At 53.5% G+C, this 16705-nt stretch carries 15 protein-coding genes; 5 read left to right on the forward strand and 10 right to left on the reverse strand.

Features of this window, described 5'->3' with window-relative positions:
• Positions 1–4: 4 nt before the first annotated feature.
• The 3 genes from dnaG to rpsU form a co-directional block, all read right to left on the reverse strand.
• A complete protein-coding gene (dnaG, locus tag EHW58_RS13170; RefSeq protein WP_152796937.1) occupies positions 5–1756 on the reverse strand; it encodes a DNA primase in 1752 nt (583 codons plus the stop codon).
• 82 nt (positions 1757–1838) lie between these two features.
• Positions 1839–2282, reverse strand: coding sequence for a GatB/YqeY domain-containing protein (locus EHW58_RS13175; RefSeq protein ID WP_152796939.1), 444 nt, complete (start codon positions 2280–2282; stop codon positions 1839–1841).
• 24 nt (positions 2283–2306) lie between these two features.
• Entirely contained in the window at positions 2307–2522 is a 216-nt protein-coding gene (gene rpsU / locus EHW58_RS13180; protein ID WP_046073901.1) for a 30S ribosomal protein S21, read from the reverse strand.
• Positions 2523–2775: 253 nt separating this feature from the next.
• On the opposite strand from rpsU, the gene tsaD reads away from it, so the two are divergent.
• Positions 2776–3801, forward strand: coding sequence for a tRNA (adenosine(37)-N6)-threonylcarbamoyltransferase complex transferase subunit TsaD (tsaD, locus tag EHW58_RS13185; RefSeq protein WP_152796977.1), 1026 nt, complete (start codon positions 2776–2778; stop codon positions 3799–3801).
• Positions 3802–3889: 88 nt separating this feature from the next.
• On the opposite strand, the gene plsY is transcribed toward tsaD, so the two are convergent.
• On the reverse strand, positions 3890–4489 hold the full coding sequence (gene plsY, locus EHW58_RS13190; protein ID WP_046073899.1) for a glycerol-3-phosphate 1-O-acyltransferase PlsY: 600 nt from the start codon (positions 4487–4489) through the stop codon (positions 3890–3892).
• Positions 4490–4659: 170 nt separating this feature from the next.
• On the opposite strand from plsY, the gene folB reads away from it, so the two are divergent.
• Genes folB through EHW58_RS13205 form a run of 3 tightly spaced genes read left to right on the forward strand, consistent with a single transcriptional unit; the run spans position 4660 to position 6310 of the window.
• Complete coding sequence (gene folB / locus EHW58_RS13195) at positions 4660–5013, forward strand: dihydroneopterin aldolase (RefSeq protein ID WP_152796942.1); 354 nt, start codon at positions 4660–4662, stop codon at positions 5011–5013.
• Positions 5010–5507, forward strand: a complete 498-nt coding sequence (gene folK, locus EHW58_RS13200) for a 2-amino-4-hydroxy-6-hydroxymethyldihydropteridine diphosphokinase (RefSeq protein ID WP_172970056.1) — start codon at positions 5010–5012, stop codon at positions 5505–5507. Before folB ends, folK begins: the two co-directional genes overlap by 4 nt.
• Before the next feature lie 5 nt (positions 5508–5512).
• The gene (locus EHW58_RS13205; protein ID WP_077578657.1) at positions 5513–6310 is read left to right on the forward strand and encodes an undecaprenyl-diphosphate phosphatase; all 798 of its coding nucleotides are present in this window, start codon (positions 5513–5515) and stop codon (positions 6308–6310) included.
• 65 nt (positions 6311–6375) lie between these two features.
• On the opposite strand, the gene pmbA is transcribed toward EHW58_RS13205, so the two are convergent.
• The gene (gene pmbA / locus EHW58_RS13210; RefSeq protein WP_152796944.1) at positions 6376–7716 is read right to left on the reverse strand and encodes a metalloprotease PmbA; all 1341 of its coding nucleotides are present in this window, start codon (positions 7714–7716) and stop codon (positions 6376–6378) included.
• A 128-nt stretch (positions 7717–7844) separates the two neighbouring features.
• Between pmbA and yjgA the strand changes: the two genes are divergently transcribed.
• The gene (gene yjgA, locus EHW58_RS13215; RefSeq protein ID WP_046073894.1) at positions 7845–8372 is read left to right on the forward strand and encodes a ribosome biogenesis factor YjgA; all 528 of its coding nucleotides are present in this window, start codon (positions 7845–7847) and stop codon (positions 8370–8372) included.
• A 35-nt stretch (positions 8373–8407) separates the two neighbouring features.
• Here the strand turns inward: yjgA and tldD are convergent, their stop codons facing one another.
• From tldD to EHW58_RS13240, 5 genes are all read right to left on the reverse strand, one after another.
• The gene (tldD, locus tag EHW58_RS13220) at positions 8408–9856 is read right to left on the reverse strand and encodes a metalloprotease TldD (protein ID WP_152796946.1); all 1449 of its coding nucleotides are present in this window, start codon (positions 9854–9856) and stop codon (positions 8408–8410) included.
• A 66-nt stretch (positions 9857–9922) separates the two neighbouring features.
• Positions 9923–10741 carry a carbon-nitrogen hydrolase family protein gene (locus tag EHW58_RS13225; protein WP_046073892.1) on the reverse strand — a complete coding sequence of 273 codons (819 nt, stop codon included), beginning with the start codon at positions 10739–10741 and terminating at the stop codon, positions 9923–9925.
• 2 nt (positions 10742–10743) lie between these two features.
• A complete protein-coding gene (locus EHW58_RS13230) occupies positions 10744–14580 on the reverse strand; it encodes a YhdP family protein (RefSeq protein WP_172970057.1) in 3837 nt (1278 codons plus the stop codon).
• A gap of 24 nt (positions 14581–14604) precedes the next feature.
• On the reverse strand, positions 14605–16074 hold the full coding sequence (rng, locus tag EHW58_RS13235; RefSeq protein WP_046073890.1) for a ribonuclease G: 1470 nt from the start codon (positions 16072–16074) through the stop codon (positions 14605–14607).
• A 47-nt stretch (positions 16075–16121) separates the two neighbouring features.
• A complete protein-coding gene (locus tag EHW58_RS13240) occupies positions 16122–16688 on the reverse strand; it encodes a nucleoside triphosphate pyrophosphatase (RefSeq protein WP_046073889.1) in 567 nt (188 codons plus the stop codon).
• Between the last annotated feature and the right edge of the window lie 17 nt (positions 16689–16705).

Here is a 16705-nt window from a genome sequence, read left to right on the forward strand (position 1 = left end):
CTTTCTAAACGGACTGGCTCTGTATCAGTAGCATCAGTTCCCGCTTCTCTTCGACTGATAAGCCGACGGTATTTGACTTCGCTTGCAACTTGGCTATTTGTTGTTCGACACACTGGGCGAGTATTTTATCCAGTGAATCGCAAAAAAGTTCTGACGCATTTTCATCGTCAACATGTAGATCCCAGCCAGCCAAGCGGGCTAGCAAGGGCTCTTGTTTGGTTCCCCGCCAGCGCTCAAGCAACTGACCGGTAGTGATATGGGGGCGCTGTCGACAAATCTCAAGGATGGGGTTTAACAACGCTAACCCAGGTAAATCAATGGTGTCGGCCGATGGTAACGGCGGCACCTCTTGGCCGAGTTTAGGGTACTGCACTAATAGCGCAATCACCTCACGCATCGGCGTGCGTTTAATATCCTGCTGACCATGGACTTTTGCCGGCTGGCCCTGACGACGAATCAGGGTATCGAGCTGATGGTCATCCATGATACCCAGTTTCTGTCCTAGGGTATTTCGCAAGTAAAGACGTAAGGTATCACCCGGCACCTTTTCAATCAGCGGCACCGCCAAATTCGCCAGCTTGGCTTTGCCCTCTTGGCTACTGGTGTCCACCTGCTTGAGCAACGTATTAAACATAAAGGTCGATAGGCTTTGTGCCTCACCTAAACGTTGCTCAAACCCCTCTTTGCCTTCTTGGCGGATCATGGAGTCAGGGTCGTCACCATCCGGCAAAAACATAAATTTTAATTGGCGACCATCATGAATATACGGCAACGCTTGCTCCATCGCCCGCCAAGCGGCATCGCGCCCGGCTCTATCGCCGTCGTAGCAACACAGTATAGTACCGGTTTGCCGGAAAAGGGTTTGAATATGTTCTCCCGTGGTCGAGGTGCCCAAGGAGGCGACCGCATAATCCACGCCAAATTGCGCCAATGCGACCACGTCCATGTACCCTTCTACCACGAGTATACGCTCTGGATGGCGATAGCGTTGCATCACCTCATACAAGCCATATAGCTCACGGCCTTTATGGAAAATCGGCGTTTCTGGCGAGTTGAGGTATTTAGGGGTGCCATCGCCTAATACACGCCCACCAAAACCGATCACTCGCCCGCGGCGGTCACGGATCGGGAACATCACGCGGCCACGGAATCTGTCGTAGCTATGGCCGTTATCGTTCTCAATCAACATACCTGCGGTAAGCAACTGGCGAATATCGGCTTGATTGCGACCAAAGCGGCGCTTAATGGTGTCCCATTTATCAGGGACAAAACCGATACCAAACTGTTTAACCACTTCGCCGGATAGACCACGCTGTTTGAGGTAATCAATGGCCACTTGCCCTGCATCAGTGCGTAATTCCCCACTGTAGGTTCGGGCAATGGCTTCCATCATCTCGTAGATCTGACGCTTGTCATCACTGGGCATACTCGGACGCGTGTTACCGCCTCCTGTTTGCTCACGAGGTACCTCTAAGCCTAACGTGCTGGCAAGCTCTTCGATGGCATCAGGAAACTCCAGTCGTTCAAACTCCATCACAAAGTCGATGGCATTGCCGTGCACACCACATCCGAAGCAGTGATAAAACTGCTTATCTTGGCTTACACTGAATGAAGGCGTCTTTTCGTTATGGAAAGGGCAACAGGCACTGTAGTTTTTGCCTTTTTTCTTGAGCTTGACCCGTGCATCAATGATCTCAACGATGTCGAGACGTGAAAGCAAGTCATCAATGAATGCGCGCGGGATTCTGCCTGCCATAACCTGAAATTTATAGGGAGAGAAGCAAACAAGCCGCGCCGTCCAAATAGGAAAGCACGGCTTGTTATAGAGTGGGAAAAGGCTAGCCTAGGTGTGCTTTAACACGCTGGCTTACTTTTCCCATATCAGCACGGCCTTGAACTTGGGGTTTTAATACCCCCATCACTTTGCCCATGTCTTGCATTGACGATGCACCGGATTGTTCAACCGCTGCTTTCACCAATGCATCGACCTCGTCATCGCTTAGAGGATGGGGTAGAAATTCTTCTATCACCGCAATCTCAGCGAGTTCTGTCTCGGCAAGATCATCACGACCGGCTGCTTGGTACTGGGCTACGGAATCACGGCGCTGCTTAACATTTTTGGTCAGCACAGCCTGGATCTCGTCGTCGCTCAGCGACTGACGGGTATCCACCTCTTGCTGCTTAATGGCTGCCATAACAAGGCGAAGCGTCCCTAGACGTGCCTTGTCTTTTTGTTTCATCGCCGTTTTCTGGGCGTCTTTTAGACGTTCAAGCAATTCCATAGCACCTTCCTGAATCTGTCTTTATTAGTACAGACGTACGCGGCGTTGGTTTTCGCGTGCCAACTTCTTCAGGTGACGCTTCTGAGCGGCAGCTTTAGCGCGTTTGCGAACGGTAGTTGGCTTTTCATAGTTCTCACGACGGCGAACTTCAGAAAGAATACCGGCTTTTTCACAAGAGCGCTTAAAGCGACGCAGTGCTACGTCAAATGGTTCGTTTTCACGTACTTTAACTACTGGCATGTGCCTTTCACCTCGGGGGTTGTCAGTTACTGCTGGCGAACAATTGGCCAGCCTTGATTAAAAATGGTGCGAAATTCTAATCCGAAGAGGGGGTGAATGTAAAGCACATCTGGCGAATTACTTCTAAGCCATGTAAGATTGCGCGCACGGTCAGTCTGTTCTGACCCTCTCTTCTCCACTTCGATTGTCACATTATATCATGTGGGCATTGATCTTAAATACACAATCTATCGGCTGTTAACCTGAGGTTATGATGCGCATTTTAGGCATAGAGACATCTTGTGACGAAACCGGCATTGCGATCTACGACGATCACGCAGGTCTCTTGTCACACCAACTTTACAGTCAGGTAAAACTGCATGCCGATTATGGCGGCGTGGTACCCGAGCTGGCCTCGCGCGATCATGTTAAAAAAACCTTGCCACTGATTAAAGCGGCCATGGCAGAAGCCAACCTCACCCCCGCCCAGATTGACGGTATTGCCTATACCGCCGGTCCAGGATTGGTCGGTGCCTTACTGGTTGGCTCCACCATTGGCCGAAGCCTCGCCTATGCCTGGCAAGTCCCCGCGGTAGGCGTTCACCATATGGAAGGTCACCTTCTCGCCCCGATGCTAGAAGACAACCCGCCGCCGTTTCCGTTTATCGCCTTGTTGGTCTCTGGCGGACACACACAATTGGTCGAAGTGAAAGGGATTGGTCAGTATCGCATTCTTGGTGAGTCAATTGACGACGCCGCCGGTGAGGCGTTTGACAAAACCGCCAAGCTGATGGGCCTTGACTATCCAGGAGGGCCCTTGCTGTCGAAACTGGCAGAAAACGGCACCCACGGCCGTTTTACCTTTCCACGCCCGATGACCGACCGTCCCGGTTTAGACTTTAGCTTCTCAGGGTTAAAAACCTTTGCCGCCAATACCATTGCCGCCAATGAGACGGATGCGCAAACCCGTGCTGATATTGCCTATGCGTTTCAGGATGCCGTGGTCGATACCCTGGCTATCAAGTGTAAGCGTGCGCTAGACCAGTGCGGACTAAATCGCTTAGTGGTCGCGGGCGGCGTGAGTGCCAACCGTCATTTGCGGGAAAAGCTCGAAGCGCTGACGCAAAAACGGGGTGGCGACGTGTTCTATCCTCGCCCTGAGTTTTGTACCGATAATGGCGCGATGATCGCCTATGCGGGCATGCAGCGGCTTAAAAACGGCGAGCATATGGGGCTGGGTGTGAAAGCGCAGCCACGTTGGCCACTCGACACGCTTGCCGCGGTCGACACCGACGCCTAACATTGGTCAAACCAGATAGACAAAAGGCAGCCTTACGCTGCCTTTTTGCTACTAACGCACCAGCGTATAACCTGCCTCTTACCTGTCGCTAACGTCGCCACCAACCAAGAAGCACGGGTTTTTCGTCACCATCCAACAAGCGCCGGATATTGTCGTAGTGACGAAACAAAATCAAACACGAAAGCATGGCGACGGGCATGGTAAATTGCGGCTTAATCCACCAGGTAAATAGGGGGGCGACGATCGCTGTTACAATCGCACTCAGTGAGGAGTAGCCCGTCAACACAAGCACCAGCCCCCAGGTCGCCACCAGCAAGCCGGTTAGACTCAAACCAATCGGCGCCATCGCGCCCAGTGCGGTCGCCACCCCTTTGCCGCCACGGAAATGGAAAAAGACCGGATAAATATGTCCAAGACAGGCAGCAATCGCAATCAGGCCCAGCAGGAATGGGTTAATGCCAATCAGGTAGCTTAGCCAAACGGGGATCATCCCTTTTAGCATGTCACACAGCAGCACCCATGCCGCGGCAAAGCGCCCACCAAGGCGATAAACGTTAGTCGCACCTGGGTTTTTCGACCCTTGATCTCTTGGGTCTGGCAGGCCAAACGCTCGACAGACCAACACGGCACTGGACACAGAGCCAAGTAAGTAGGCAGCGATGATGATGGCAATGGCCAATGCAGTCATGTGAAATCCCTAGAGTTTGTGCCGCATTCGTTGCTATAGTGCGCCGACGTTCATCGATAAACCTATCATGGATCGGAACGCATTGCGTATCCATCTGTCAATGAACACATCCAATAATACGAACTTTCTTACCACAGTGGTATCCGACCTGTCACGGAGTGTGAAAAAACATGGATTCCGTATTCATAGAGCAACTCGACGTGTACACCACTATCGGTGTCTACGATTGGGAACAAACCATCCAGCAAAAGTTGGTGTTGGATATTGAAATGGCGCACGATAATCAACCCGCCGCCCAACAGGATGACGTGGCACTGGCGCTTGATTATGCCAGTATCAGTGAGGCGGTCATCGCCCATGTACAAGTCAGCCGCTGTGCGTTGATCGAACGTGTCGCGGAAGAGGTCGCTCACTTAATCCAAACCCAGTTTGGCGTCCGCTGGATTAAAGTGCGGGTAGCCAAGCCAGGCGCAGTCGCGCAGGCTCGTAACGTGGGTGTAGTCATAGAGCGAGGCACACGGTGACACAAGCATTACTTAGTATTGGCTCTAACATTGAGCGCGATCATCACATCGAACAGGCCGTTAAAGCCTTGCGCCAGCTTGACCCACACTGCCGCTTTTCCCGCATTTTTGAAGCCGAACCAGTCGGGTTTGAAGGCCCTCATTTTTACAACCTGATTGCCGAGCTTCACACCTCGCTTCCGTTGCACGACTTTTGGCAAGCCGTTCGTGACGTTGAATCGCAACAAGGCCGCGAGCGCAACGATCTTAAATGCCGCGATCGCACCATAGACATCGACTTACTCACGTTTGGCGAACATTGCCAGGCAAAAGGGCCCATGCTGCCTCGAGACGATATCTATAAATTTGCCTTCACGCTCCGCCCGCTCGCCGAGCTCTGCCCTGACCAAGCTATTCCTGGCGATGGCCGTACCTTCGCCCAGCTTTGGCAGACCTTTGACCAAGACCAACCACTCTGGCCGATTGAGACGCCGCCGTATTTGAAGGATATTTAAGCACCATGAGCCTCTTTGAAGCCTTTTTTCTGGCCTTGATTCAAGGGTTAACCGAGTTTCTTCCTATTTCCAGCTCCGCACACCTTATTCTGCCTTCACAGCTTTTTGGCTGGGCCGATCAGGGGCTCGCCTTTGATGTTGCCGTACACGTCGGCACACTGGCCGCAGTGGTGGGGTATTTTCGCCGTGAAGTGTGGCGTCTGCTTAAGGCCTTTTTTGCCTCACTCAAAGGGGAGCACAGCTCGGATAGTCAATTGGCATGGATGATCGTCTTAGCCACGATCCCGGCGTGTGTGGCCGGTTTGTTCTTAAAAGACGTGATCGAGCTTTACCTGCGAGCAGCCTGGGTGATCGCGGCAACCACACTGATTTTTGGTGGTTTATTGTGGTGGGCGGATCGCAAAGCGACCCAAACATGCGATGAATATCAAACCACGCCCTACCGCGCGGTACTGATAGGCGTTGCGCAAGCCCTTGCCCTCATTCCTGGCACCTCGCGCTCGGGGGCGACCATTACCGCAGCCTTAATGCTCGGTTATACACGCGAAGCCGCGGCACGTTTTTCATTTTTGATGTCAATTCCTATCATCACACTCGCCGGCTCCTATCTAGGCCTACAGCTTGCGACCAGCCCAGAGCCGGTGGCGATGGACGCGATTGGGGTTGGCTTGTTGGTATCGTTTGTCAGTGCTTATGCGTGTATTCACGCCTTTTTAAAGCTGGTGACACGGGTGGGCATGTTACCCTTCGTGATCTATCGCTTGGTATTGGGTGTGCTATTGCTGGCGTTTATCGCCGGATAAAAAAACACCAAGCACGATATACGTGCTTGGTGATCTCACACTGAGGGGGATTAGCGACCTAAGCGTTATTCCCCCGCGACTTTCATTGCATCAATGATCACTGAGCCAGTTTGAATTTGGCTGCGCGTTTCGATATCGGTGCCAATCGCGACAATGTTAGCGAACATCTCGTTGAGATTACCGGCAATGGTGATCCCACTCACCGGGTATTGGATCTCACCGTTTTCCACCCAAAAGCCTGCCGCGCCCCGTGAGTAATCCCCAGTCACTGGGTTCACCCCTTGTCCCATCAACTCAGTCACCAATAATCCCGTGCCTAAGGTTTTTAGCATGGCATCGGCATCTTGGCCAGTGTGGCTAACGTACCAGTTGTGAATACCGCCTGCATGCCCGGTTGGTTCCATGCCCAGCTTACGCGCGGCATAACTGGTGGCGAGATACGTGTTTAGTACACCCTTTTCAATGATACGCCTGTCTTGCGTGATCATCCCTTCGCTATCAAAAGGCGCACTGGCGGAGCCTTTTCGTACATGAGGCAGCTCATTGATGGTGAGCCAATCTGGGAAGATCTGCTCGCCTTTCTTATCGAGCAAGAAAGAGGACTTGCGGTAAAGTGCGGAACCGCTGATGGCCATCACCAAATGGCCAAACAGCCCGGTCGCCACACTGCGATCGAACATCACCGGCACTTGGCATGTGGAGACACTGCGTGGATTTAAGCGCGCCACGGCGTGTTTGGCCGCTTCGACTCCCACAAAGGTCGGTGTCCATAAGTCCGCTTTGTCACGCGCCACGGTGTAGCTCATGTCACGCTCCATCCCTGCATCACTTTCCGCAATCACTGAGCAGCTTAACGCTTGGCGGCTCGAGGGATAGCTGCCCAGCATGCCATGGCTGTTGCCATACACTCGCACACCATAATGACTGTCATAGCTGGCACCATCACTGAATTTGATGCGGCTGTCGTGATTGAGCGCCGCTTGCTCGGCTTCAATCGCCAAGGCGGCGGCGGTATCAGGCTCGGGCTCATCGGGATAGAACAAATCGAGATCAGGATAGTCAAACGCCATTAACGCTTTAGGCGCAGGGCCGCCAAAGGGGTCAGGCGAAGTATAGCTTGCAATCTCAAGCGCCGCTTCAACGGTTTTCGCAATCGCTTTTTCTGACAAATCAGTCGTGGATGCGCTGCCTTTGCGCTGCTCACAATATACGGTGATCCCAAGGGCACCGTCTTGATTGAACTCCACGTTTTCGACTTCGCCCATCCGCGAGCTGACGCTGATGCCGGTACTTTTGGTAATCGCCACTTCCGCCTGGTCACTTTTGGCCGATGCCATGTCGAGCGCACGGCTGACAGCTTGACGAAGTTGCTGCTCTTGCTCGGCGACTTGTTGTTTCACACTCATAGTTGACCTTTTTGATTCGCATTCAAGTTCGACACACTCAGCGCCACGCGCCTATGATAAAAAAGCCCGCGTTTGGGCGCATTTCTTGTTAACATACGTGTCATTGCACATTCTCACTGAGGTTGAACATGGGCCGTAAAAATAAACCCGCTCCCTGGGAGGAAGAGGAAGAGATCATCTGGGTCAGCAAGTCCGAGATGAAACGCGATATGCTTGCCTTGCAAGAACTTGGCGAAGCACTGGTCAAACTCAAACCAGCCGTGTTAGAAAAATTCCCGCTCGACGATGACTTGCTCAGCGCGATTACCGACGCACAACGCTTGAAAAACGAAGCACGCCGTCGCCAACTGCAATATGTTGGCAAGCTTATGCGCTCTCGCGACCCTGAACCGATTCAGGCTGCGCTTGATAAGTTGCAAAACAAGCATGCTCAGCAAACGGTCGAGCTTCACAAGCTTGAGCAGCTCCGTGACCGCATCATTGACCAAGGCGACAGTGCAATTAGCGATGTGCTTTTGCAGTATCCTGATGCCGATCGTCAACGATTACGTCAACTGGCTCGTCAGGCGAAAAAAGAGCAGCAACAAAACAAACCGCCGAAGGCGTATCGCGAAATTTTCCAGTATCTCAAAAGCTTTTACGACCAAAGCCTGTAAACTGCCACGCCAGTGCCCCGCACTGGCGTGCAGACTTAGGACTCAGTGCCTCCAACCGTCATCGCATCCAGTTTCAAGGTCGGCTGTCCAACCCCCACAGGGACGCTTTGTCCGGCTTTACCACATACCCCCACACCTGGGTCAATGGCCAAATCATTCCCCACCATTGAGACTTGCTGCATCGCTTCGATACCGCTGCCAATTAAGGTCGCCCCTTTCACTGGGGTGGTAATTTCACCATTTTCAATCAGGTAAGCCTCTGAGGTGGAGAACACAAACTTACCCGAGGTAATATCGACCTGACCGCCACCAAAGTTTGGCGCATATAAGCCACGCTCCACACTGGCAATCATCGACGCTGGCGAGCTCTCGCCACCCAGCATGTAGGTATTGGTCATCCGCGGCATAGGCAGGTGCGCATAAGACTCTCGTCGGCCATTGCCAGTGGGCGCAACGCCCATGAGACTGGCATTGTGCTTATCTTGCATATAGCCTTTGAGCACACCGTTTTCGATTAACACATTGTACTGGCCCGGGACCCCTTCATCATCGATGCTCAGTGAGCCGCGGCGATCATTCATGGTGCCATCATCGACTATGGTGCACAGCGAAGAGGTCACCTGCTCGCCAAGGCTACCGGTAAATACCGATGACTCTTTTCGGTTAAAGTCCCCTTCAAGGCCGTGACCAACAGCTTCATGTAAAAGTACGCCCGGCCACCCCGCACCCAATACCACGGGCATGGTGCCTGCCGGTGCCGCGCCGGCGCGCAGGTTGACCAGGGCTAAACGAATCGCTTCATCGGCAAATTGCAGCGCGCGTGACTTACCTGCTTGCTCTTGCAGGAATACGTCATAGCCATAACGGCCACCGCCTCCCGCACTGCCGCGTTCACGGCGTCCATCTTGTTCAACCAACACAGAGACAGATAAGCGAACCAACGGGCGAATATCGGCGCCATAAGTACCATCAGTAGCCGCCACCAGCACTTGCTCATACAGGCCATTCAAGCTGGCATTTACCTCTTTCACTCGAGGCTCTTTGGCACGGATATAGCTGTCTATTTCTTTAAGTAGGGCGATTTTTTGCTCGCGCGTTAAACTTGCAAGCGGATCCGTCGGGCCATAATAAGGTTTGGCTTGTACGGCTGAAAAAGCACGCACTTTGCCTTGTCCCCCTGTCGGGGCAATACCGCGTGCTGCGGTGGCACTTTGCATCAAGGCGTCCGGGGTGAGCTGATCCGAGTAGGCAAACCCGGTTTTTTCACCGCTGATCGCTCTGACACCGACCCCACGGTCGATATTAAATGAACCGTCTTTGATGATGCTGTCTTCCAAGGCGAGGGATTCATGCCAGGTGGATTGGAAGAAAATATCACCGTAGTCAATCTGGCGACCGCTCAGGTGCGCCAGTGTCGCATGCAGTTGCGACTCACTCACGCCCGCCGGGCGCAGCAAGGTTTCTTCGACCTGTTCCAGACTCATTCGTTTACTCTTGGTTGTGGCTGCCGAACTGGCAGCCGAGAAAAAAGATAACGCGCCGAGGGTGCGCTATTTCAGTTGGCTTTGCAACCGGGTATGAGACAGTACGGGCATCTTATGCCGAATGGATTCCCCCACACTTAAATCAAGCTCAGCCCAGGTAACGCCTGGCTCACTCCCCAGTGACGCCACAACCTGCCCCCAAGGGTCGATGATCATCGAGTGCCCCCAAGTTTGGCGCCCTTTGCTGTGCTCACCACACTGCCCTGCCGCAATCACCCAACATTGGGTTTCTATCGCTCGCGCCCGCAACAAGGTTTCCCAGTGTGCTTGACCGGTCACGCGGGTAAAGGCCGCCGGCACAGTGATAATGTCGGCACCTTGGGCACGCAGCGCTTGATACATGGGGGCAAAGCGCACATCGTAGCAGATACTTAATCCAAGGCAGCCAAAGGGGGTATCGAGTGTTGCGAGACGGTCACCCGCTTCAAAGTAGTCAGACTCACAATACCGCCCGTGGGCATCGGCCACTTCCACATCAAACAAGTGCAATTTGTCATAGCTGCCGCGTAAATGCCCAGCGTTATCAAACACCAAGCTGGTACTGCTTAACATGCCGTTGTCGTTTTGAATCGGAAAGGCGCCGACCACCAGCCAAAGATCATAATGATGGGCCAATTCGGCAAGCTGTTGCTGCAATGGACCGTGACCCAATCGCTCGGCATGGCGCTGATAATCTTGTTTACTGCCAAACACCAGGGCATTTTCTGGGGTAAGCACCAGTTTGACGCCTTGTTCACTCAAGCGATGTAAACTGGCTTGCAATGCCTTCATGTTGTGGCTGGGATCGGCGCTGGATGTCATCTGGACAACACCTGCTTTCATCATGCTCACTCCTTGGCGTTTTCTGCTTGTTGGCGCAATCGTTCCGTCGCGTCGGCCGGCAATGCGAGTGCCTCTTTATCACGCGACACTTCCCTGATATCGGGCGTCCCTATCGGGCCGCTTACTTGATAACGGACTTGGGTGAAAACGTCCACCACGGGTGAAATGGCGGTGGTGACCGCTAACACATACAGCGCCGTCTGCGGCGTGACCGCAAACGCGCTCAGTACTGGGATCCCAGAGGTAATATCCGGCGTAAACCGAACATCGGCGTTGACGCGATTGGTCACCAAATTGGCAATCCCTTTAATAACCATATCACCGGCAATCCCATCCATGCGGATATTATCCGTCACAACCACGCCATTTGTGATCACAGCCCGTCCGGTAATGTCATCAAAGGCCAAACCATCTTCAAATACGCCCGAGAAATCGAGCTGGATTTTACGTAAGATAGAATCAAGGCTGAACAGCCCCAACAGTTTACCGGCGCCCCCCACTCCGCTTAAATAGCCGTCTTTTACATCCGAGCGAATGTCACCATTAAGGCTGGCAATATCGACCTGCCAAGGCAGGCCGGCGTAATCTAACGAGGCTTGAGTCGAAAAGCTGGCGTCTTGGATCCCACCACTGATGCCAAACCGTCCCATGAGATCTGACGTACTCTCCCCGCCTAACGCGAGGGTCAATGCGGTTTGATTGTGGCCTTGCTCGTCAATTAGCCAATGGCCGCTGATGGACGCGTGGTTTTTCCCACTCTCCAGCGTCAGAGAAGACAGGTCGACCTGAGAGGCTTTCTTATCAAGTACCGCCTCAATGCGTCCGAGCCGATACCCTTGTAACCACAGATCCTCAATCACCAAGTGTGTCGGCGGAATGGCGGCAAGCAAGGCTTTATCTTCCGGGGTCGCCCGTGTATCCACAGGTTCAAAAAGGGGGGTATCCGTCGGTTGCTCGTCGTCGGTCAACTGGCGATTGATATGCCAATGGTCAATCTCAACATTCAAGCGCCCTTGTGTCGGCCACATGGCTTGCCCGCTAAGCTCACGACTGCCCATTAACACATCCCAGCCATCGGCTTTGTGTCGCGCGGCTAAAGACACATCATGAAACGCTAAAGGGTCGGCACTGACAGAATCAACCTTGGCATTAATACGCTGAGGCATGGGTAAAGCAGGGTATTGTCCGCTTCCGCTCGGCCAAGATTGACGGGCTTGCTCCCAGACGTTTTTCCAAGCCGCGAGATCGAGTTGTTCAAGCTTTAGATCAAAACGATGATCACGCGTTGCCAATAGCCGGGTCCCTGGCTCTCCAATCTGCCATTGACTCGCTGTAAACTGCGGGCGCTGACCTTGGGTATCAATCCGTGCGTGATAGCTCACTTTGGGCAGGACCACGCGCCCCGTCAAGCCTTCACTGTTTCCCGTCGCCTCGATACGCGCCTGCCCTTTTTGCCAGCGTGGCTTGTTAAGCGGGGCTGGCAACGTCGACTGCAGCGGCGTGGTATCAACATCCACACCGAGCCGATAATCAAAACTGGTGTCATTTAAGGTTAAATCGAGCCCCGCCTGCCAACGTGCACCGCCCGCCAGATAGGGGTCAAGTGGCAACGAAAGCGTGTCCAGCAATGGCACTACATCCCAATCAGCGTCGAGATCTAAATCAAGCTGATACCCGGCCTCCACCGTTTCTCCGCTAAAGCCAAGACTGATCGGCTGCCCTAACCACTGCGCCTGCATCGATCGGGTAGTCAGGGTATCGTCACTAAAAGCCAGCTCGCCGGACAGGTTATCCAGTTGCATATCGGGTGCCTGAATCGATACCTGGTTGCCGGTAAAGCGAACCCTCCCCTCGGCATGAGGTTGCTCACCATTGAGCGGGATATCGAGTCCTAGGTCAGCGTTGACAAGCCCATCGACTTGCACATGGGTCAAGGCCGCTCCCACCGTATCGACCAAAGGCGTCGCCAGCATGTATTGACGGACAGCCGATCCGGTTGCCGCCAATGACGCGTTAATATCGAGGTAACTGTCCGGCTGGGTCATATCGGCAATCTCAGCCTGCACTTGGCGACTGACGGCGTCGCCCAAACGAACATGATCACCTTCAATCGCTAAGCGCGCATTTTCAAACAGTAAACGGGCGTCGAGCTCCGTCAACGTCGGCCAAGCAGTGTTAAAGCTAAATGCCCCGCCGCGAAGTGGCACCATGGCTTGGAAAATACCGCTGTGATCTGAGTAAGGGAAAGCGTCGAGGGCTCCAAACCAAAGAATTTCACTGTCTTTGGCTCGTCCGGCTTGAATGGCGCGAGAAAGGTAATCGGTTAAGGAGTCTGGCAATGCTCGGGTGGGGAGATAGCGCCATGTCTGTCCAGCATCAGATACGTCAGCCTGCACGTATAACGCCAAAAAAGGCGCGCCTTTTGAGGGAATATCCAGACGAAATGCGCCTGAGCCTTGCACGTCTGCCCCGCGCACCTTGGCCTTATCACTCCATACACTCAGGCCACGATCCGTTTGCTGCCAATTCAGGGTTAAACTGCCGTGCTCAAGCGGGAGCGGTGCTTGAAAAAAGTCCCCGTACGGCAGAGGTTGTGCCCCCAGCGCTAGCTCAGCTTGGCCTTGTCGGCCTTGCCCAGAAATCGTCGCGCTCAAGCCTTTGAACGCCGGCAGGTAGCCCCAGCGCTTGGCTGAGACCGCTTCGAGCTTGGCTTGATAACGTAACGGGGCGTCGGGTGCTTTACTCAACGCTAAGGAGCGGATCTGACCTGATGGGGACAACGCGGCCGCCACACTGTGCTGTTGCGCCGATTGACTGGCAAGCCCAAGCAAAGGCCGTAAAGAGGCAATATCGACGTCGGCCGCATTGAGACGCCAGTTGTCTAATGCCCCCTGCCAAGAAAGCTGTGACATCGCCGCTTGCGTGGTCGTGCCGGTTTGTACCCATAGTCCATCCGTGTCGAGGCGCCATGTCTGTTCATCCAAGGCCTGCAACTGAACATGGCTATCTTTTATCGCCCATTGCTTCGCTTGACGCTCATCCTCTTGCCACGCTAACGCGAAATGATCAATCGACAACAGTCCGTTGTCGACACGCCCCTGCTCCACCCTGACCCAGGCTTTTGCATCTAAACGCGCGGTGTTGATGGTGGCGGATGGCGTGAGCTGTTGGGTCAGCCAAGGGGCAATATCCATCGCCTCACTGGCCAAATAAAAATCTCCCGTTAACGTACTCAAGCCGTCGGTTTCGCGGAAGGCAGCATTAACACGCACCTTTTCCAGTTGCGTGCCTTGCATGCCAAGCCTGGCTTGTACCTGGTGCTCACCTTGGTTATTGCGCCAAAACAAGTCACTGATCACCAGCGTCTGCGTTTCCAGCGAAGGAGTGACCAGGATCACCTTGGCATTGGGGATCGAAAATTGCCCTAACCGCGCCAGGAATAAGTCTTCTAGCCGCTCGCGTACGCCCGCTTGGGTATTTTTATCTGGTAGCTGACCGGTATCAAACACCAAGCCGTCGAGTGTGACATGGGAGAATACCGGCTGACGCCGAATGAGGGTGGCAGAGACATCCAGTTGCAAACTGATTGCGCGAGCGGTTAACAGCGGGGGGCCGTTGTCGCTGGTGGCGAGCGCGACGTTTTCGAGTCGCAGTGACGGCGTCAGATTGCGCCACTGGCCCGCAATACCATCCAGTTGTGCGCTAAAGCCGGTTTGCGCCGATACCCACTGCCGGAGCGGCGCTTGCAAGATCTCCATATTGGGCAATAGAAAGCGCAAACCGCCGACTAGTAGGGCGGTTATCACTATCACACTGATCACGCTGACCGTAAGCCAGCGCATACCCCTTATCACCCAGGTCATGGATTACATCATTACTACGTCAAACTGTTCTTGCGTGTATAACGGCTCGGATTTCACTTTCACTTGCTTACCGATAAACACTTCTAACTCCGCCACAAGGTGCGAGTCTTCCTCTGCCAATGCCTCAATCACCGCAGGGGCCGCGTACACCACAAATTTATCCGCTTCATAAATGCGGTTAACGCGAGTAATTTCACGTAGCACTTCATAGCAGACGGTTTCCACGGTTTTAACCGACCCTCGCCCATCACAGGTTGGACAGCCACCACACAGTACATGTTCAATACTTTCTCGCGTGCGTTTGCGTGTCATTTCCACCAGCCCTAGCTGAGTGAAACCATTGATGTTGGTTTTCACTCTGTCTTGGCTGAGCGCTTGCTCGAGAGAGTGCAACACGCGACGCCGGTGCTCATCCGTGCTCATATCGATAAAATCGATAATGATGATCCCACCGAGGTTTCTCAGCCGTAATTGGCGAGCAATCGCGCGTGTGGCCTCAATATTGGTATTAAAGATAGTCTCATCCAGATTCCGCCGCCCAACAAACGCGCCTGTATTGATGTCAATGGTGGTCATCGCCTCGGTCTGATCGATAATCAGGTAGCCGCCAGACTTGAGCTGGACTTTGCGCTCCAACGAGCGTTGGATTTCATTTTCGGTATCATACATATCGAAAATCGGCACCTGACCGTCGTAATACACCAGCTTGTCGGCCAGCTCCGGCACAAACTCAGAGGTGAACTCTTGGAGCTTTTCATAGGCTTGCTTGGAGTCAACCCGAATTAAATCCAGCTCGGTACCCACAAAGTCACGCACGATGCGCTGTGCCAGTGCCAGCTCACCATACAGCATGGATTTGGCTGGATAACGCGTGCGGCGCTCTAACACCTTATTCCACAAACGCTTTAAAAAGGCAGCATCTTGCGCCATTTCATTGTCTGTTGCCCCTTCAGCGGCGGTACGGATAATAAAGCCACCGAGCTCGTCGCAATAATCACTGACAATGCTTTTGAGACGTTTACGCTCGTCTTCACTTTCAATGCGTTGTGATACCCCAACATGGGCCGCACCTGGCATGAAGACCAGATAACGCGAAGGCAAGGTAATATCGGTGGTAAGGCGCGCGCCCTTGGTGCCCAGCGGGTCTTTGACCACTTGCACCACAATATCTTGCCCTTGGCGAACCAGCTCGGAGATATCGCGCACTTGGAATTGTTGCTTCTCATTTTCCGACACACACTCGGTATGGGGAACAATATCTGAGGCATGTAAAAACGCGGCCTTCTCTAGGCCAATATCGACAAAGGCTGCCTGCATGCCAGGCAACACACGACTGACTTTGCCTTTGTAGATATTGCCTACAATACCGCGTTTGGCTTCTCGCTCGATATGGATCTCTTGGAGGTTCCCCCCCTCAATCATCGCCACCCTGGTTTCGCTGGGGGTGACGTTTATTAGCAGTTCCGCACTCATGGTTTCCCCGAATCTCTCAAAAGTGGGGTCTAGCGACAGATGTGCGCTCAGACCGAAAATTGTTTGAGCAGCTGCTCGGTTTCATACAGTGGCAAACCAACCACGGCGTGATAGCTTCCATCAATCCGGGTGACAAATTTACCGCCCAGCCCTTGAATCGCATAGGCGCCAGCCTTATCGACTGGCTCGCCCGATTGCCAATAAGCCTCAATCTGTTCGTCACTTAGCGTACAAAACCACACCTTGGTGGTCACCACAGTGGTGATCTGCTTCATGGCATTGGCGACAGTGACCGCTGTCATCACTTGGTGTTCGCGCCCTGACAGTTGCTTAAGCATTCGGATCGCCTCCGCTTTATCATGAGGCTTTTCGAGGACCTGTTCACCGTCAACCACAATGGTATCAGCACCGAGCACTGGGGTATGGCCACCGGTTTGCACAACCCCTGCCCGTGCCTTGTCTTGCGATAAGCGAGACACGTAAGCATAAGGCGACTCACCGGCCTGTTGTTGCTCCTCCACATCGACCACGACACGGGAGAAATTCACGCCCATCTCGGTGAGCAGTTCATGACGCCGAGGCGACCCCGAGGCCAGATATAAATCAAAGCTCATGATACCTCTTTACGATT

It is taken from the genome of Salinivibrio sp. VYel1, from assembly GCF_009377945.1.
Taxonomy (GTDB): domain Bacteria; phylum Pseudomonadota; class Gammaproteobacteria; order Enterobacterales; family Vibrionaceae; genus Salinivibrio; species Salinivibrio siamensis.